Below are 19089 nucleotides of genomic sequence, written 5' to 3'. Positions count from 1 at the left end.
GGAGCTGACCGGTACTAATAGGCCGAGGGCTTGTCCATGTGTGCTCGCGTCCACTGTGTAGTTCTGAAACAACCAGCAACCACACACCCCTAGCCCGGTTCTTTTATGGGGCTGGGTTGGTGTGTGGTGTGTGGGACAGTTTCATAGTGTTTCGGTGGTCATAGCGTTAGGGAAACGCCCGGTTACATTCCGAACCCGGAAGCTAAGCCTTTCAGCGCCGATGGTACTGCAGGGGGGACCCTGTGGGAGAGTAGGACACCGCCGAACAATTATTTGAATAGACCCCAACCCCCGAGGCTTGTCCCGGGGGTTGGGGTCTTTTTGCTGCTCGTTACCCTCATGTTCACGTCGAAACGGGAACCTGGGCACCCCGACAGGCGGAGGTGTGGAGACGTGCAGCAGATGACGACTGCCGGACGGCGGCCCGGTATCGCTTCGGAGATGACGGCGACCGCGGTTCGCGACACCCTGAAAGCGCTCGGCATCGGCCGCGGCGACGAGGTCATCGTGCCGTCGTACGGTCCCGGCGCACCCGCCGACGGGGCTCGACTGGCCGGCGCGACACCGGTGTTCGCCGACATCGACCCGCGGACGTACTGCGTGGACCCGGCCTCGGTGGCCGCGTGTGTCACCTCCCGCACCGCCGCTCTCGTCCCGGTGAACGTGTTCGGCCACCCCGCCGCCATGGACCTCCTGGACGACCTCGCGGTCCGGCACGGGCTGGCCGTCGTGGAAGAGGCGCCGAGCGGCGAGGACGTGGGCGCCGTGGCCCGCCGCCGGGCGCACGCGCGGTTCCTCGACTCGGCGCTCACCGGCGTCGTGGTGCCGTACACTGCGCCCGGTGCCCACCACGTCTACCACCAGTACACCGTGCGGGTGCCGGGGAACGGCCGGCCGGACCGGGACGCGTACCTGCGGGCGCTGGCCGTGCGCGGGGTGCGGGCGACGGTGAGCGTGCCGGTGCCGGTGCACCGGATGCCGGCGCACCGTGCGGCGCCGCCGGTGGAGTTGCCGCAGACCGAGCTGGTTGCCGCGGACAGCCTGTCGCTGCCGGTTCACTCGGGCCTGACGCAGCGCGAGTTGACGCATATTGCCACGGTCTGCAACCGGCTCGGCGGGATCGTCTGACCGCGGTTTTCGTGCACACGCGCTGATGGGCTACGATCTTCCCATCGACGCGCCCCAATAGCTCAGTCGGTAGAGCGTCTCCATGGTAAGGAGAAGGTCTACGGTTCGATTCCGTATTGGGGCTCTGCGAAAGAAGGCCCCCGCCTCATGGCGGGGGCCTTTGTCATGAGGCGGGACGGGGGCGCTTCAGGGCTTCGGCAGCGCGGGTACCCGCATCGCCAGGATCGCCATGTCGTCGGAGGGCGCGTCGGCCGCGAAGCGCTCCACCGCGCGCTGGATGCGCGCGGCGACCGCGCCGGCGGTCAGGCCCGTACACGTGGCCAGCACGTCGGCGAGGCCGTCGTCGCCGAGCATGCGGCTGCCCTCGCGGCGCTCGGTGACACCGTCGGTGACACACAGCAGGACGTCGCCGGGGTCGAGGGTGACGGACTGCTCGTAGAGGTCCAGGTCGTCCATGACGCCGAGCAGCGGCTGCGGTTCGGCCGCGGGTTCGACGGTGCCGTCGGGGCGCAGGCGCAGCGGCAGGGGATGGCCGGCGCAGACCATGCGCAGTTCGGCGCTGCCGTCCTCCCGGGGCCACAACTCGCCGTACAGGAGGGTGAGGAAGCGGCTGCGGGCGCCTTCGTCGAGGATGGCCGCGTTGAGGCGTTCGAGGACGGCGGGGCCGCCGAAGCCCTCGCGGGCGAGCAGGCGCAGGGCGTGCCGGGCCAGGCCCGTGACGGCGGCCGCTTCCGGGCCGGTGCCGCAGACGTCGCCGATGGCGAAGCCCCAGCAGCCCTCGCGGATCGGGAAGAGGTCGTAGAAGTCGCCGCCGACTTCGTTGCCCTCGCCGGCCGCGCGGTAGACGACCTCGACCTCGACGCCCGGGACGCGGGGCAGCTCGGGCGGCAGCAGGCTGCGCTGGAGGGCCTGGCTGATCGCGGTGCGCTCGCTGTAGAGGCGGGCGTTGTCCAGGGCGAGGGCGGCACGGCGGGAGAGGTCCTCGGCGAGTTCGAGGATCTCCTGGCGGAAGCGTTCGTCGCTGGGCTTGCCGAGGGTGAGCATGCCGATGACGCGGTTGCGGGCGACCAGGGGCAGCACGACCGTTTCTCCACCGACCGCGGCCGCGGTGGCCAGGGCGATGCCCGGGGTGGTGGCGGGGCGTGTGCCGGGGGCGGCGCCGACGCCGAGGCTGCGCAGGGAGGCGCGCAGGGCGCTGGAGTGGGCGGCGTCGGAGGGGGCGGTCCAGATCCGGGCGCCGGGGGTCGGGTCGGGCTCGGGCGGCCTGACCTGCTGGAGGAGGGCCTTGATGCCGTCGATGCGGTCCTCGTCCTCGTGCAGGACGAAGGCGAGTTCGGGTTCCGACTGCTCGGCGATGGTGTAGACGGCGCACCAGCTGGCGAGGGTGGGGACGGTCATCTGGGCCATCAGGGCCAGGGTCTGGTCGCGTTCCAGGGTGCCGGCGAGCAGGTCGGAGGCTTCGACGAGGAAGGAGAGCGAGCCGCGGCGGAGCCGTTCGAGTTCGGTGAGGCGCGCGCTCTCGACGGCCAGGGCGATCCGGTCGGCGGCGAACTGGAGGCGGAGCGCCTCCTGGTTGCTGTAGCGGCCGGGTGCTTCGGCGGCGACGCCGAGGGAGCCGGTGAGGCGGCCTTCGACCTTGAGCGGGACGGTGACGACGGAGCGCATGCCGGTGCCGGACAGCAGCGGTACGGCGCCGGGCACGGCGGTGAGGTCCTCGTGGACGGCGGGCATGCGGGCGCTGCCGTAGCGGCCGGTGCCGGCCTCGACGGGGACGCGGGCGAAGCGCTGGCGGGCGGAGGGCAGGCCGGTGGAGGCGCGTACTTCGAGTTCGGTCTCGTCGTCGGTGGCGAGCAGCAGGTAGGCGGCGTCGCCGTCGAGCATGTCGCGGGCGCGTTCCACGGTGCGCTGGAGGAGGCCGTCGAGGTCGTCGGGGGCGGGGGAGCCGATGAAGACCTCGAACGCGTCGGTGGCCTTGCCGCGTTGGGAGGCGTGGGCGTCGGAGCCGTGGGAGCCGCGGTTGGGCGACTGGAGGACGGCGCGCTCCTCGGCGCGGACCAGCAGGCACACGGTGGACGGTTCGCCGGCGGTGTCGCGGACCCGCAGGTGGGAGCCGTAGACGGACAGGACGCGGCCGCCCGCGTCGCGCAGGCCGTAGGTGCCCTCCCAGCGGGAGAGCTGGAGGGCGTCGGCGAGGCCGATGCCGGTGCCGGGGGTCTGCGGCCAGGCGGCGAGGTCGGCGAGGGACTTTCCGACGATGTCGGCGGCGGTGTGGCCGAAGAGGTCGGTGGCGTCGTCGTTCCAGCGGGTGATGGCGCCGGACCGGTCGACCTGGATGACGGCGACACGAACGCGTTCGTCGGCGACGGGGAGGTCGGCGGTGGGCAGTACGGGTCCGGCGGAGCGGGTACCGGTGGGGCGCTGGGGCAGTTCGAGCTGGAACCAGACGTACTTGCCGGCGGCGGAGTACTCCACTCCCCAGCGGCTGGCCAGGGCGGAGCAGAGCAGCAGGCCGCGGCCGCCCTCGTTGTCGGTCTCGCGGAACTGGCGGCCGCGGGTCTGCATGGGGACTTCGCGCTCGGGATAGTGGTCGGCGACCTCGACGCGGACCGCGGTGTCGTACCGCAGGCACTGCACGTCGGCGGCGGTGCCCGCGTGTACCACCGCGTTGGTGACCAGTTCGCTGGTCAGGACGACGGCGTCGTCCACCACGTCGGCGAAGCCCCAGCCGTGCAGGGTGTCGCGGACGAAGGCGCGGGCGATCGCGACCGACCGTCCCACCGGTTCGAAGGTGGCCGCTGCCCGCGCCGTGATCACCGATCTCCTCATGGTTCGTGTCCGCGCGGGCGCGCTGCCCGCTGCTGCCGGTGCGTCGCCGTGCTGCTGGAACGTCACCCGGCGGCTCCCCTGCGTGTGCGCCCGTCGGAGGGTGGGACCCCCCGACTGTGGCAGCACCGTTCACGTTACCTACCCACACCGACCGCGTGTGCGCCGGTTACCGGTGTTTCCACCCCGATCGTGGTCGCAGTTCCTCCGATGCTGCCGAACTGTTATGGGAGGGGTGGGCCGTAGTGAAACACTGGGCATGTTCTGAAGGTTGCAAGCTTGCTCATCTGCGGGTCGGTCGACCCTCCGGGAGGAACACGGTGGAGTCTGGCGCATCGGCGCGGGGCACGGTCACGCGTACGAAGAACGGGCGATCCCGTGGGAACGGGACCGTCGAGGTCGACATGGCCGCGCTCACCAAGCTGCTCGGGGCGTTGTCCGCGATGCGGGACGGCAATTTCCGCAAGCGGCTGCCGGTGTCCGGGGACGGGCCGCTGGCGGAGATCGCGGTCGTGTTCAACGAGGTCGCCGACCGTAATCAGCATCTGACCGGTGAGCTGGCCCGGGTCCGGCGGGTGGTGGGCCGGGACGGGAAGCTGACGGAGCGGCTGGAGACGGGCCCGTCGGAGGGGTCCTGGGCGGCCGCGATCGAGGCGTCGAACGCGCTGGTGGACGACCTGGTGCGGCCGGTCTCCGAGGTCGGCAGGGTGCTGTCGGCGGTGGCCGAGGGCGATCTCGAGCAGCGGATGGACCTGCGGGCGCAGAACGCGGACGGGTCGGCGCATCCGCTGCGCGGTGAGTTCCTGAAGGTCGGCCGTACGGTCAACGGTCTGGTGGACCAGCTGTCGGCGTTCACCGACGAGGTGACGCGGGTCGCGAGCGAGGTCGGTACCGAGGGCAAGCTCGGCGGGCAGGCGAAGGTGCGGGGCGTGTCCGGGTCCTGGAAGGACCTGACGGATTCCGTCAACACGATGGCGTACCGGCTGACGGCGCAGGTGCGGGACATCGCGCTGGTGACGACGGCGGTGGCGAAGGGGGACCTGTCCCGCAAGGTCACGGTGCATGTCGCCGGGGAGATGCTGGAGCTGAAGAACACCGTCAACACGATGGTGGACCAGCTCTCGTCGTTCTCGTCCGAGGTGACCCGGGTGGCCCGGGAGGTCGGTACCGAGGGCGAGCTGGGCGGCCAGGCGCAGGTGCCGGGCGTGGCCGGGGTGTGGAAGGACCTGACGGACTCCGTCAACCTCATGGCGGGGAACCTGACGGCGCAGGTGCGGGACATCGCGCAGGTGACGATGGCGGTCGCGAACGGCGACCTGACGCAGAAGATCACCATCGGGGCGCGCGGTGAGGTCGCGCAGCTCGCCGAGACGATCAACGCGATGACGGAGACGCTGCGGACGTTCGCCGACGAGGTGACGCGGGTCGCGGGGGAGATCGGCGCGGAAGGTCAGCTCGGCGGGCAGGCGCAGGTGCCGGGTGTGGCGGGGACGTGGAAGGACCTGACGGACTCCGTCAACACCGCGTTCCGGAACCTGACGGCGCAGGTGCGGGACATCGCGCAGGTGACGACGGCGGTGGCGGGTGGTGACCTGTCGCAGAAGGTGACCGTGGACGTCTCCGGCGAGATGCTGGAGCTGAAGAACACCGTGAACACCATGGTGGACCAGCTGTCCGCGTTCGGTGACGAGGTGACGCGGGTCGCGCGCGAGGTCGGGGTCGAGGGACAGCTGGGCGGGCAGGCGCAGGTGTCCGGCGCGGCGGGGACGTGGAAGGACCTGACGGACTCCGTCAACACCGCGTTCCGGAACCTGACCGCGCAGGTGCGGAACATCGCGCAGGTGACCACGGCTGTCGCCAACGGCGACCTGTCGCAGAAGGTCACGGTGGATGTCTCCGGCGAGATGCTGGAGCTGAAGAACACCGTGAACCGCATGGTGGACCAGCTCAGTTCGTTCTCGCAGCAGGTCACGCGGATGGCTCGGGACGTGGGCACCGAGGGCCGGCTGGGCGGTCAGGCCCGGGTGGACGGGGTGTCGGGCACCTGGAAGGACCTGACGGACTCCGTCAACTTCATGGCCGGCAACCTCACCTCGCAGGTGCGGCAGATCGCCCAGGTGACGACGGCGGTGGCCCGTGGCGACCTGTCGCAGAAGATCGACGTGGACGCCCGGGGCGAGATCCTGGAGCTGAAGAACACCATCAACACGATGGTCGACCAGCTGTCGTCGTTCGCCGAGCAGGTGACCCGGGTCGCGCGCGAGGTGGGCACGGACGGGCGGCTGGGCGGTCAGGCGCAGGTGCCGGGCGTGGCCGGCGTGTGGCGCGACCTGACGGACTCGGTGAACTTCATGGCCGGCAACCTGACCGGCCAGGTCCGCAACATCGCGCAGGTCGCGACGGCGGTGGCCCGCGGTGACCTGTCGCAGAAGATCGACGTGGACGCCAAGGGCGAGATCCTGGAACTGAAGAGCACGCTGAACACGATGGTCGACCAGCTGTCGTCGTTCGCGGAGCAGGTGACCCGGGTGGCCCGTGAGGTGGGCACGGAGGGCATCCTGGGCGGCCAGGCGGAGGTCAAGGGCGTCAGCGGTACGTGGAAGGACCTCACGCAGTCCGTCAACTTCATGGCGAACAACCTGACGTCCCAGGTGCGCAACATCGCCGATGTGACGTCTGCGGTGGCGGCCGGCGACCTGTCACGGAAGATCACCGTGGACGCGAAGGGCGAGATCCTCGCGCTGGTGACGACCGTGAACACGATGGTGGACACGCTGTCGGCGTTCGGTGACGAGGTCACGCGCGTGGCGCGCGAGGTGGGTACCGAGGGGCAGTTGGGCGGTCAGGCGCGGGTGCGTGACGCGTCGGGCATCTGGAAGGACCTCACCGACTCGGTGAACGGCATGGCGTCGAACCTCACGTCGCAGGTGCGGTCGATCTCCTCGGTGGCCACCGCCGTCGCCAACGGCGACCTGACGAAGAAGATCGACGTCGACGCCCGGGGCGAGATCCTGGAGCTCAAGAACACCATCAACACGATGGTGGACACGCTGTCGGCCTTCGGTGACGAGGTCACCCGGGTGGCGCGCGAGGTGGGTACCGAGGGCATCCTCGGCGGCCAGGCGCGCGTGCCGGGCGTGGCGGGCACCTGGAAGGACCTGACCGAGTCCGTCAACGGGATGGCGTCCAACCTGACCGGCCAGGTGCGGCAGATCGCGCAGGTGACGACCGCGGTCGCGCGCGGTGACCTGTCGAAGAAGATCGACGTGGACGCGCGCGGGGAGATCCTGGAGCTGAAGACCACGATCAACACCATGGTCGGGCAGCTGTCCGCGTTCGGTGACGAGGTGACGCGGGTCGCGCGCGAGGTGGGTACCGAGGGTCGGCTGGGCGGTCAGGCGCGGGTGCCGGGTGTCTCGGGGATCTGGAAGGACCTCACCGAGTCGGTGAACCTGATGGCCAACAACCTGACCAGCCAGGTGCGCAACATCGCGCAGGTCGCCACCGCGGTGACCCGCGGCGACCTGAACCTGCGGATCGACGTGGACGCGGCCGGGGAGATCCTGGAACTGCAGGACTACATCAACACGATGATCGTCCGGCTGCGCGAGACCACGCTCGCCAACAAGGAGCAGGACTGGCTCAAGGGCAACCTGGCCCGGATCTCCGGTCTGATGCAGGGCCGCCGCGACCTGCGGGACGTGGCCGCGCTGATCATGAGCGAGCTGACCCCGGTGGTGTCCGCGCAGCACGGCGCGTTCTTCCTCGCGCAGGACACCGCGGAGTCCGGTGCGGAGTACGAACTCGCGCTGATCGGCAGCTACGGCTTCTCCCGGCGCACCATGTCCTCGGTGTTCCTGCCCGGTGAGGGGCTGATCGGGCAGTCCGCGGTGGAGAAGCGCTCGATCCTGATCGAGCAGGCGCCGCCGGGGTATCTGAAGATCGTGTCGGGGCTCGGCGAGGCGCCGCCGGCGCATGTGATCGTGCTGCCGGTGCTCTTCGAGGGGCGGGTGCTGGGCGTGATCGAGCTGGCCGCGTTCCAGCCGTTCACGCAGATCCAGAAGGACTTCCTCGACCAGATCACCGACATCATCGCGATCAGCGTGAACACCATCTCGGTCAACACCAAGACCGAGGGGCTGCTCAAGCAGTCCCAGGAGCTGACCGAGCAACTCCAGGAGCGCTCGGACGAGTTGGAGAACCGGCAGCGGGCCCTGCAGATGTCCAACGCGGAACTGGAGGAGAAGGCCGAGCTGCTGGCGCGGCAGAACCGCGACATCGAGGTGAAGAACACCGAGATCGAGGAGGCCCGGCAGGTCCTGGAGGAGCGCGCCGAGCAGCTCGCGGTCTCGATGCGCTACAAGTCGGAGTTCCTGGCGAACATGTCGCACGAGCTGCGGACGCCGCTGAACTCGCTGCTGATCCTCGCCAAGCTGCTGGCCGACAACGCCGACTCCAACCTGTCGCCCAAGCAGGTCGAGTTCGCCGAGACGATCCACGGAGCCGGTTCCGACCTGCTGGAGCTGATCAACGACATCCTGGACCTGTCGAAGGTCGAGGCCGGCAAGATGGACGTCTCGCCGACCCGTATCGCCCTGGTGCAGCTGGTGGACTACGTGGAGGCGACGTTCCGGCCGCTGACCGCGGAGAAGGGCCTGGACTTCTCGGTGCGGGTCTCGCCTGAGCTGCCGGTGACCTTGCACACCGACGAGCAGCGGCTGCTGCAGGTGCTGCGCAACCTGCTGTCGAACGCGGTGAAGTTCACCGACTCCGGGTCGGTGGAGCTGGTGATCCGCCCGGCCGGACCGGATGTGCCGCAGGCGATCCGCGAGCAGTTGCTGGAGGCGGGGACGATGCGCGACGCCGACCAGCCGCTGATCGCCTTCTCGGTCTCCGACACCGGCATCGGGATCGCGGCGAGCAAGATGCTGGTGATCTTCGAGGCGTTCAAGCAGGCCGACGGCACCACCAGCCGCAAGTACGGCGGCACCGGCCTTGGCCTGTCGATCAGCCGGGAGATCGCCCGGCTGCTGGGCGGCGAGATCCACGCGGACAGCCAGCCCGGCCGCGGCTCCACCTTCACGCTGTACCTGCCGCTCAGCCTCGGTGACACGCTGCCCGTGCAGCCGCAGTTGCCGGCCGGAGCAGGCGCAGGCGCAGGCGCCGGCAGTGGCCGGGGCGCGGACGCCGACCAGCAGGCCCAGGGCCGCAACCGCAGCCCGGGCAGCAGCCTGGCCCGGCTGCGCCGCCGCTCCGCCCAGCCCGCGCCCGGCCCGGCGCGGCCGGCGGACGGCGACACCGGGTCCGGGTCCGGGAACGGCGGTTCGGCGCAGGGCGGCGGGTCCGCGAACGGCGCCGGTTCCCTGAACGGCCACGGCGGCGCCGCAAACGGCCGGAGCGGCGCCGTGCACGGCGCCGAGGGCGCGGGGACCGACGCGGGCGCGGCGGCGCGGGAGACAGCGCACGGGGAGGCGTACCCGGCCTTCACCGGCGGGTTCAGCGGCGAGAAGGTCCTCATCGTGGACGACGACATCCGCAACGTCTTCGCGCTCACCAGCGTGCTGGAGCAGTACGGCCTGACCGTGCTCTACGCGGAGAACGGGCGCGAGGGCATCGACGTCCTGGAGCAGTACGACGACATCGCCGTGGTGCTGATGGACATCATGATGCCGGAGATGGACGGGTACGCGACGACCACGGCGATCCGCAAGATGCCGCAGTTCGCCGGGCTGCCGATCATCGCGCTCACCGCGAAGGCGATGAAGGGCGACCGGGAGAAGGCGATCGACTCCGGGGCGTCGGACTACGTGACCAAGCCGGTGGACACCGACCACCTGCTGACGCTCATGGAGGACTGGATGCACGCCCGATGATCGGCCCGATCACCGAACCTGCCCGAAGATGGCTGAATATTTTGCCGACTTGAGGGGCAGGTGAGGTGTGGGCCGTTCGGAATCTGGGAACCTTACGGTCTCCGCCTGCGTTTCCGGTATGTGGTGAGTGACGTGGCGGTGACAGGGTGTGGCGAACGGCGGGGTGCGGCTACGATGACCGGCACAAGGACGGGCGGCGGGACATTGCTGCCCCCGGGGGCGGCGATCGGCGCTTCCGTCGGCATTGCGAGTCGGGGAGGCCCCAAGCCGGGGCGAGGAGGGCGTGGCGTGGTGCAAAAGGCCAAGATCCTCCTGGTCGATGACCGGCCGGAGAATCTGCTGGCGCTGGAGGCGATCCTCTCGGCGCTGGACCAGACCCTGGTCCGTGCATCGTCAGGGGAGGAAGCGCTCAAGGCGCTGCTGACCGACGACTTCGCGGTGATCCTGCTCGATGTCCAGATGCCGGGCATGGACGGGTTCGAGACCGCGGCACACATCAAGCGGCGGGAGCGGACCCGGGACATCCCGATCATCTTCCTCACCGCGATCAACCACGGCCCGCACCACACGTTCCGCGGATACGCGGCCGGTGCGGTCGACTACATCTCCAAGCCGTTCGACCCGTGGGTGCTGCGCGCCAAGGTCTCGGTGTTCGTGGACCTGTACATGAAGAACTGCCAGTTGCGCGAGCAAGCGGCGCTGCTGCGGCTGCAGTTGGAGCAGGGCGCGCCGTCCGGCGCCGTGGCCGGCGGGGCGGGCCCGGCAGGTGCGAGGGAGTCCGTCGGCCTGCTCGCCGAACTGTCCGCGCGGCTGGCCGCCGTGGAGGAGCAGGCCGAAGCGCTCGGCAAGCAGCTCGACGGCAGCGCCGACGCCGCCGTGGTGGCCACGGCCGCACACCTGGAGCGCAAACTCACCGGGTTGCGGCGGGCGTTGGACGCGCTGGAACCCGGCGACGCCGGCGGCGGCAACGGGTTCGGCCGGCAGCAGGGCGGCTCGGACTGAGCGCGCACGGCGGGTCCGGACTCCGCGGCGCGCCGTGCGCGAGCCGGGTGGCACGCTCCCGCCGGTCGTCCTCCCGGCCCATGACGCGGCGTCAACCCGGCGCCCAGCGCGGTCCGACACGAACGGGCGTATCCCCGAGCAGGCGTGTCCCCCGATCACAAGGGCGGTAACCTCGGCCCATGGCCCCCCGTACGTCCGGCACCGCCAAGAAAGCCCCGGCGCGGCCTCCGGCCAAGAAGACCGCGGCGAAGAAGCCCGCGGCCAAGAGCGCTGCCGCCCGACCGCCCGCCAAGAAGGCGGCGGCGGCCAAACCCGCGCCCGCGGCCGCGCCGTCCCCCACCGGCGGCCTCTACCGGGTGGTGCGCGCGGTGTGGCTCGGCTTCGCACACGGCGTCGGCGCGATCTTCCGCGGGATAGGGCGCGGCGCGCGCGGCCTCGACCCCGCGCACCGCAAGGACGGCGTGGCGCTGCTGCTGCTCGGCGTGACCCTGGTGGTCGCCGCCGGCACCTGGTCCAATCTGAACGGCCCGGTCGGGGACCTGGTCGCCCTGCTGATCACCGGCGCCTTCGGCCGGCTCGACCTGCTGGTGCCGTTCCTGGTCGGCGCGATCGCCGTCCGGCTGATGCGCCACCCCGAGCAGCCCGAGGCCAACGGCCGGATCGTGATCGGCCTGTCCGCGCTGGTGCTCGGCGTGCTCGGCCTGATCGACATCGGCTGCGGCGCCCCGAGCCGCGCCGACGGCGCGCAGGCGCTGCGCGACGCCGGCGGCCTGATCGGCTGGGCCGCCGCCGCGCCCCTGCACTACACCGTCGGCTCCGTGCTCGCCGCGGCGCTGCTCCTGCTGATCACCGTCTTCGGGCTGCTCGTGGTCACCGCGACCCCGGTCAACGCCATCCCGCAGCGGCTGCGGGCGGCCGGCGTCCGGGTCGGCCTGTACGCACCCCCGCCGGACCCCGAGGCCGTCCCGCTGGAGGACTTCTTCGACGACGACGCGGACGCCGTGTCCGGGTCGCGCTCCGGAGCGGCCGAGGACGACTCACCGGTCCGCCGGGTGCCGGCCCGCTTCACCAAATCCCGTGCCGGCAAGGGCGCCGACGCCGACCCGTACGACATAGAGCGTGACGGCGACGGTGCCGGCTCGGGCATGGGCGGGCTCGACGCGGAGGAGCAGGACAAGCCGCGCCGCAAGTCCCGGCGCCGCCCGGAGCCGGCGTCCGCCCAGGGGGCCGACGACCTCGACCTGGACCCGGTGGACGTCGCCGCCGCAGCCGCCGCGGCCCTCGACGGCGCGGTGCTGCACGGCGTGCAGCCCTCCCCGCTCGTCGCCGACCTCACCAGCCGGCTCAAGAAGCCGGTGCCCGCCGCCCGCGCCGACGACACAGGCGCCCAGGGCGCGGCCGGCGCCGCCAAGGGCAGCGACTCCGTACCCGACCTGACCAAGCCCGCCGCCACCTCCGAGGCCGGGCCGCCGCTGCCGCCGCGGGCCGAGCAGCTCCAGCTCTCCGGCGACATCACCTACGCCCTGCCCTCGCTCGACCTGCTGGAGCGCGGCGGCCCCGGCCGTACCCGGAGCGCCGCCAACGACGCGGTCGTCGCCTCGCTGAGCCAGGTGTTCAAGGAGTTCAAGGTCGACGCCGTCGTCACCGGCTTCACCCGCGGCCCGACGGTCACCCGGTACGAAGTGGAACTGGGCGCCGCGGTGAAGGTGGAGCGGATCACCGCGCTGGCCAAGAACATCGCGTACTCCGTGGCCAGTCCCGACGTGCGGATCATCAGCCCGATCCCCGGCAAGTCCGCGGTCGGCATCGAGATCCCCAACAGCGACCGCGAGATGGTCAACGTCGGCGACCTGCTGCGCTCGGCCGAGGCCGCGGGCGAGGACCACCCGATGACCGTCGCGCTCGGCAAGGACGTCGAGGGCGGCTACGTGGTGGCCAACCTCACGAAGATGCCGCACGTCCTGGTCGCCGGCGCCACCGGTTCCGGCAAGTCCTCCTGCATCAACTGCCTCATCACCTCGGTGATGTGCCGCGCCACCCCGGACGAGGTCCGGATGGTGCTGGTCGACCCCAAGCGCGTCGAGCTGACCGCCTACGAGGGCATCCCGCACCTGATCACGCCGATCATCACCAACCCGAAGCGGGCCGCCGAGGCCCTCCAGTGGGTGGTCCGCGAGATGGACCTGCGCTACGACGACCTCGCCGCGTACGGCTTCCGGCACATCGACGACTTCAACGCGGCGGTGCGCTCGGGCAAGGCGAAGACCCCCGAGGGCAGCGAGCGCGAGCTGACCGCGTATCCGTATCTGCTGGTGATCGTCGACGAGCTGGCCGACCTGATGATGGTCGCGCCGCGCGACGTGGAGGACTCGATCGTCCGCATCACCCAGCTGGCCCGCGCCGCCGGCATCCACCTGGTGCTGGCCACCCAGCGGCCGAGCGTCGACGTGGTCACCGGCCTGATCAAGGCCAACGTGCCGTCCCGGCTCGCCTTCGCCACCTCCTCCCTCGCCGACAGCCGGGTCATCCTCGACCAGCCGGGCGCCGAGAAGCTGATCGGCAAGGGCGACGGGCTGTTCTTGCCGATGGGCGCGAACAAACCGATCCGGATGCAGGGCGCCTACGTCACCGAGGACGAGATCGCCAAGGTGGTGGAGCACTGCAAGGCGCAGCTCACACCGACCTACCGGTCCGACGTCACCGTCGGCAGCGGACCGAAGAAGGAGATCGACGAGGAGATCGGCGACGACCTGGACCTGCTGTGCCAGGCGGCCGAACTGGTGGTCTCCACCCAGTTCGGCTCCACCTCGATGCTCCAGCGCAAGCTGCGGGTGGGCTTCGCGAAGGCCGGGCGGCTGATGGACCTGATGGAGTCCCGCGGGATCGTCGGCCCGAGTGAGGGTTCCAAGGCGCGCGACGTGCTGGTCAAGGCGGATGAGCTGGACGGGGTGCTGGCGGTGATCCGCGGCGGCGACGGGCCGGGGTGACGCGCTGAGGGTGAGCGCTCGGAGCGACGGGCCCGGGGGCCGGCGGTCCCCGGGATGACGGGCCGGATGACGGGCCGCGATGACGGGCCGGGATGCGGCGCAAGGCCACCGGCCCGGGCGTTGGAGCGGTACCGACGGGTACACCCGGACGTACGTACCATTCGTCACACAAGTGGAGTCGTGCCACGTGTGACGTCGGCCAACTCGGGGCACGTTGAAGGGCAACCGTTTCTCCGGTCCAAGCGTCAAGTTGTACAGGCAGGACGACTGTCACCCCGTTGACACCCTCGCGTGCCCGTGGGGCCGACGAAAATCCGTAGTCCGCCCGCCCCGGTGTTTCATACCGCCCCTAGACTGAACTTCCAGCAGGTGGCTGCACGCTCGAAAGGCGCCCTCGTGTCCATCGGCAACACGCCCTCCGCCGACCGTCCTTCGGTCGGCCGCGCCCTCGCTCAGGCCCGCACCGAGGCGGGGCTGACCGTTGACGAGGTCAGCACCACCACCCGGGTACGCGTCCCGATCCTCCAGTCGATCGAGCAGGACGACTTCTCCCGCTGCGGCGGTGACGTCTACGCCCGCGGCCACATCCGCGCCATCGCCCGCGCCGTCGGCGTCGACCCCGAGCCGCTGATCGAGCAGTACGCCGCCGACCACGACACCGACTCCGCGCCCCCGCCGGTCGCGCCGCTGTACGAGGCCGAGCGGATCAAGTCCGAGCCGCGTCGGCCGAACTGGACCGCCGCCATGATCGCCGCGATCGTGGCCGTCATCGGCTTCGTCGGGTACACCGTCGTCAGCGGGAGCGGCGGCGACAGCGGCAAGACCAGCGCCCAGTCCAGCCCGAGCGCGTCGGCCTCGACCACGACGTCCCCGAGCCCGTCGTCGCCGCAGGGCAACGGCGCCCCGACCGGGCAGCCGACCGACACCGGCAGCGCCATCGCCGCGGCCCCGCCCGGGAAGGTCACGGTCAAGGTCACCGCCGAGAGCGGCGCCAGCTGGATTCAGGCCACCGACGGCAACGGCAAGCAGCTCTTCCAGGCGTCCCTCAAGGAGGGCCAGTCCAAGACCTGGACCGACGACAAGAAGATCAAGCTCATCGTCGGCAACGCGGGCGCGGTCCAGCTCTTCGTCAACGGCAAGGACCTCGGACCGGCCGGCGGAAAGGGCCAGGTCGTCCGCCTGACGTACACGCCGGGCGACCCGACGCAGGGTTAGCCGCGGGCCGCCGGACCGACGGGGGCGGACGGGCGTTCGGCGCACCGCGCGGCGAAGTCGCGAGAAGGCCACCGGGTAGGCTGGTGCCTATGCCCGAACCCCGTACCGTCGCCCTTGTCACGCTCGGCTGCGCCCGCAATGAGGTGGACTCGGAGGAGCTCGCCGGCCGGTTGGCGGCGGACGGCTGGCAGCTCGTCGAGGACGCCGCCGACGCCGACGTGGCCGTGGTGAACACCTGCGGCTTCGTCGAGGCCGCCAAGAAGGACTCGGTGGACGCCCTGCTGGAGGCGAACGACCTCAAGGCGCAGGGCCGCACCCAGGCGGTCGTCGCCGTGGGCTGCATGGCCGAGCGGTACGGCAAGGACCTGGCCGAGGCGCTCCCGGAGGCCGACGGCGTCCTCGGTTTCGACGACTACGCGGACATCTCCGACCGGCTGCGCACCATCCTGGGCGGCGGCATCCACGCCTCCCACACTCCGCGCGACCGGCGCAAGCTGCTCCCGGTGAGCCCGGTGGAGCGGCAGCGCGCGGTCTCCGGGACCGGTACGGGCGCGCGGAGCGGGGCGGTGGCGCTGCCGGGACACGGGCAGGGCGCGGCGGGCGCCGGGGAGGCGGACGAGGGCAGAGGCACCGGAAGCGGCAGCGGTGTGGACGGGGGCGCGTCCGGTGCGGTCCGCGCGGCGGCGCACCCGACCGCGGACCCGGACGTGCCCTGGCAGGTGCCCGATCTGCCGGAGGGTGTCGCTCCCGCTTCGGGGCCGCGCGCTCCGCTGCGCCGGCGGCTCGACTCCGGCCCGGTCGCGTCCGTGAAGCTCGCCTCCGGCTGCGACCGCCGCTGCACCTTCTGCGCGATCCCGTCCTTCCGCGGCTCGTTCATCTCCCGGCGCCCCTCCGACGTGCTGGGCGAGACCCGCTGGCTGGCCGGGCAGGGCGTCAAGGAGGTCATGCTCGTCAGCGAGAACAACACCTCCTACGGCAAGGACCTCGGCGACATCCGCCTGCTGGAGACACTGCTGCCGGAACTGGCCGCCGTCGACGGTGTCGAGCGGGTCCGGATCAGCTACCTCCAGCCCGCCGAGATGCGGCCCGGGCTCATCGACGTCATGACCGGCACCCCGGGTGTCGTGCCGTACTTCGACCTGTCCTTCCAGCACTCCGCGCCGGGGGTGCTGCGCGCCATGCGCCGCTTCGGCGACACCGAGCGGTTCCTCGAACTGCTGCACACGATCCGGTCGAAGGCGCCGGAGGCCGGCGTCCGGTCCAACTTCATCGTCGGCTTCCCCGGCGAGAGTGAGGAGGACCTCGCCGAACTGGAGCGGTTCCTGAGCGAGGCGCGGCTCGACGCCATCGGCGTGTTCGGCTACTCCGACGAGGAGGGCACCGAGGCCGCCTCCTTCGAGCACAAGCTCGACGAGGACGTGGTCGCCGCCCGGCTCGCGCGGGTCTCCCGGCTGGCCGAGGAACTGACCGCGCAGCGCGCGGAGGAGCGGCTCGGCGCCACCCTGCGGGTGCTGGTCGAGGCGTTCGACGAGGAGACCGGCGAGGTCACCGGCCGCGCCGACCACCAGGCGCCGGAGACCGACGGCCAGGTCGTCCTGCTGCCGCCCGGTGGGAACGCGGCGGGCGCGGCGGCCGTTGGGGCATCCGGCGGGGAGTGGCGGCCGGCGCCCGGGACGTTCGTGACCGCGAAGGTGACGGGCACCGAGGGCGTGGACCTGATCGCCGAAGTGCTGCCCGAGCTGGCCGGTGCGGCCGGCGGCCAGGGCGCGGAGTGTTCCGAGGGAGTGGGCAGATGAGCGGAGGCGCCGAGCCCACACCGCCGCCGCTGCGGGCGGCCACCGCGGCGCGTCCGGCCGAGGCCGGCACCGGTGGGGACGGGAGCGGGCGGGGCGGGGCCTCCGGCGGTTCACGGGGTGCTGGTGCTGAGGGTGTTGGCGCCGCGGGCGCTGGTGCCGCTGGTGCTGGTGGTGCGCACGAAGCCGGTGCGCAGGCCGGCCGGGGCAGCGGCCAGGCCGGGCTCTGGAACGTCGCGAACCTGCTGACGATGACCCGGCTCGTGCTGGTCCCGGGGTTCGTGCTGCTGCTCGTGCACGACGACGGGAACGACCCGGCCTGGCGCTCCTTCGCCTGGGCCGCCTTCGCGATCGCGATGATCACCGACCTCTTCGACGGCGAACTGGCCCGGCGCTACGGCCTCGTCACGGACTTCGGCAAGATCGCCGACCCGATCGCGGACAAGGCGATCATGGGCGCGGCGCTGGTCGGGCTGTCCGCTCTGGGTGACCTGCCGTGGTGGGTCACCGGGGTCATCCTTTTCCGTGAACTCGGCATCACCCTCATGCGCTTCTGGGTGATCCGGCACGGCGTCATCCCCGCGAGCCGCGGCGGCAAACTCAAGACGCTCACGCAGGGCGTCGCGGTCGGCATGTACATCCTGGTGCTGACCGGTCCGCTGGCCAGTATCCGCGCCTGGATCATGGCGGTCGCGGTCGTGCTGACCGTGGCGAGCGGCGTGGACTACGTACGGCAGGCGGTCGTCCTGCGCCGGGCGGGCCTGGCGGCGCAGGCCGCCGATGCGGCTCACGACGAGACGGCGACCACTCCGGCGGCGAGCGCTCCCACGGCGACCGCTCAGGGCGCTCAGGGCGCTCGGGGCGGTGCGCGGGTGTCGGTGACGGCGCCCGGGGGCGCGTCCGGGGCGACGCTCGCGGCGACGAGCGGGCCGGGAACGGGGACGAGGGCCGGGGGAGCGCACCGGGCCGAGCCGGCGGATGAGCCCGTGTCGGGGGCCGAGACCGCGCCTGGGGCCGAGGCCGACCCCGCACCCGCGTCCGCCCCCGCCCCCGCGCCTGCCGCCGAGCGCGAGCGTCGGCAGGGCGTATGAGCGCGGAGGGGCCGGTGGGGTCGCAGGCTTCGGGGCAGTCCGAGCCCGCCGGGTCCGCGGAACCGGCTGAGTCCGCGCGTGAGGCCCTGCGGCTGCTCGTGGGTCGCGCGGCGACGCTCGCGGTCGCGGAGTCGCTCACAGGCGGCCTGGTGGCCGCTGAACTGGCTGCCGTTCCCGGCGCCTCGCGGGCCTTCCGTGGTTCGGTCACGGCGTACGCGACCGAGCTGAAGCACGAGATCCTCGGCGTCGACGCCGCTCTGCTCGCCGAGCGGGGTGCGGTGGACCCCGATGTGGCGCGCGGGATGGCCGAGGGCGTACGCCACCGGCTCGGCGCGGACTGGGGCGTCGCGACCACCGGCGTCGCCGGCCCCACCCCCCAGGACGGTCAGCCGGTCGGCACGGTCTTCGTCGCCGTCGCCGGCCCGTCGGGCGCCGTGGTCGTCCCGCTGCGGCTCTCCGGGGACCGCGGCATGATCCGCCGGGCGTCGGTGGCGGCTGTCCTGGAACTGCTCACCGCCGAACTGCGGAGGAGTACGGTTGCGGGTCCGGAGTCCACCACGGCCGCGGCCGAAGGACAGCGGAACGGCAAGGGCCGAACGGCCACACGTAACGGTCCCGGTACGACTACCGGCGGCCAAGGATAGGGAAGAAGACGGGGGGAAGTGATGTTTGCAGCCCTGAGTGAACACGTCTTCGCTCCCCGCACGGGCGGTGCCCGAGGCGGTACGGTGGGGCGAGAAGGATGCGGTTTCGCGGTCCGAGGAGGGAGCCACCGATGATCCTGCTCCGTCGCCTGCTTGGTGACGTGCTGCGTCGGCAGCGCCAGCGCCAGGGCCGCACTCTGCGTGAGGTCTCTTCGTCGGCCCGGGTCTCCCTGGGCTATCTCTCGGAGGTCGAGCGGGGGCAGAAAGAGGCGTCCTCCGAACTGCTCTCGGCGATCTGCGACGCCTTGGACGTGCCGATGTCCGAGGTGATGCGCGAGGTCAGCGACGACCTGTCGCTCGCGGAGCTGGCTCAGTCGTCGGCGGCCGAGACTCCGGCCGCGCCGATGAGGCCCCTGCTGGGCGCGGTCACGTCCGTCACCTCCGTCACGGCCGTACCGTCCGCGCCGGACGAACGGATCACCATCAAGGCGCCCAAGAAGTCCGCGGAAGCCGTGGACGTCGTCGCCGCCTGA

Annotated in this window: 9 protein-coding genes, 1 tRNA gene, 1 rRNA gene and 1 pseudogene; 11 read left to right on the top strand and 1 reads right to left on the bottom strand. The window is 71.7% G+C overall.

Annotated elements, in window-relative coordinates; genetic code table 11:
* The first annotated feature begins 150 nt into the window (after positions 1-150).
* From rrf to AB0399_RS02570, 3 genes are all read left to right on the top strand, one after another.
* Positions 151-267 (top strand): 5S ribosomal RNA (gene rrf, locus AB0399_RS02580).
* A 72-nt stretch (positions 268-339) separates the two neighbouring features.
* Positions 340-1128 carry a DegT/DnrJ/EryC1/StrS family aminotransferase gene (locus AB0399_RS02575; protein ID WP_366410000.1) on the top strand — a complete coding sequence of 263 codons (789 nt, stop codon included), beginning with the start codon at positions 340-342 and terminating at the stop codon, positions 1126-1128.
* Positions 1129-1179: 51 nt separating this feature from the next.
* Positions 1180-1252: transfer RNA gene (locus AB0399_RS02570), tRNA-Thr, on the top strand.
* 62 nt (positions 1253-1314) lie between these two features.
* Here the strand turns inward: AB0399_RS02570 and AB0399_RS02565 are convergent.
* Positions 1315-3942: a SpoIIE family protein phosphatase gene (locus tag AB0399_RS02565; protein WP_329373835.1), complete on the bottom strand. Its 2628-nt coding sequence runs from the start codon at positions 3940-3942 to the stop codon at positions 1315-1317.
* A gap of 329 nt (positions 3943-4271) precedes the next feature.
* Between AB0399_RS02565 and AB0399_RS02560 the strand changes: the two genes are divergently transcribed.
* The 8 genes and pseudogenes from AB0399_RS02560 (at position 4272) to AB0399_RS02525 (ending at position 19089) form a co-directional block, all read left to right on the top strand.
* Positions 4272-9824 (top strand): HAMP domain-containing protein, encoded by a 5553-nt coding sequence (locus AB0399_RS02560; protein WP_366409999.1) that lies wholly within the window; start codon positions 4272-4274, stop codon positions 9822-9824.
* Positions 9825-10112: 288 nt separating this feature from the next.
* A complete protein-coding gene (locus tag AB0399_RS02555) occupies positions 10113-10826 on the top strand; it encodes a response regulator (RefSeq protein WP_329364075.1) in 714 nt (237 codons plus the stop codon).
* A 179-nt stretch (positions 10827-11005) separates the two neighbouring features.
* Positions 11006-13813: a DNA translocase FtsK gene (locus tag AB0399_RS02550; protein ID WP_366409998.1), complete on the top strand. Its 2808-nt coding sequence runs from the start codon at positions 11006-11008 to the stop codon at positions 13811-13813.
* Between the two features lie 396 nt (positions 13814-14209).
* A complete protein-coding gene (locus AB0399_RS02545; RefSeq protein WP_329364071.1) occupies positions 14210-15028 on the top strand; it encodes a RodZ domain-containing protein in 819 nt (272 codons plus the stop codon).
* Between the two features lie 89 nt (positions 15029-15117).
* Positions 15118-16824, top strand: a complete 1707-nt coding sequence (gene rimO / locus AB0399_RS02540) for a 30S ribosomal protein S12 methylthiotransferase RimO (RefSeq protein ID WP_366409997.1) — start codon at positions 15118-15120, stop codon at positions 16822-16824.
* 212 nt (positions 16825-17036) lie between these two features.
* Positions 17037-17600 (top strand): annotated as a pseudogene (gene pgsA, locus AB0399_RS02535) (CDP-diacylglycerol--glycerol-3-phosphate 3-phosphatidyltransferase); the annotation flags it as partial.
* A 398-nt stretch (positions 17601-17998) separates the two neighbouring features.
* Positions 17999-18556, top strand: coding sequence for a CinA family protein (locus AB0399_RS02530; protein WP_366410004.1), 558 nt, complete (start codon positions 17999-18001; stop codon positions 18554-18556).
* A gap of 131 nt (positions 18557-18687) precedes the next feature.
* Positions 18688-19089, top strand: a complete 402-nt coding sequence (locus tag AB0399_RS02525) for a helix-turn-helix transcriptional regulator (RefSeq protein ID WP_328470176.1) — start codon at positions 18688-18690, stop codon at positions 19087-19089.

It is taken from the genome of Streptomyces sp. NPDC088194 (assembly GCF_040702025.1).
Taxonomy (GTDB): domain Bacteria; phylum Actinomycetota; class Actinomycetes; order Streptomycetales; family Streptomycetaceae; genus Actinacidiphila.
This window is presented reverse-complemented; position numbering and strand designations above follow the sequence as displayed.

What these genes read in the sequence shown, in the direction of transcription:
- AB0399_RS02575 (WP_366410000.1), top strand. Translation starts at nt 340, where the DNA reads ATGTTCACGTCGAAACGGGAACCTGGGCACCCCGACAGGCGGAGGTGT.
- AB0399_RS02550 (WP_366409998.1), top strand. Translation starts at nt 11,006, where the DNA reads ATGGCCCCCCGTACGTCCGGCACCGCCAAGAAAGCCCCGGCGCGGCCT.
- rimO (WP_366409997.1), top strand. Translation starts at nt 15,118, where the DNA reads ATGCCCGAACCCCGTACCGTCGCCCTTGTCACGCTCGGCTGCGCCCGC.
- AB0399_RS02525 (WP_328470176.1), top strand. Translation starts at nt 18,688, where the DNA reads ATGATCCTGCTCCGTCGCCTGCTTGGTGACGTGCTGCGTCGGCAGCGC.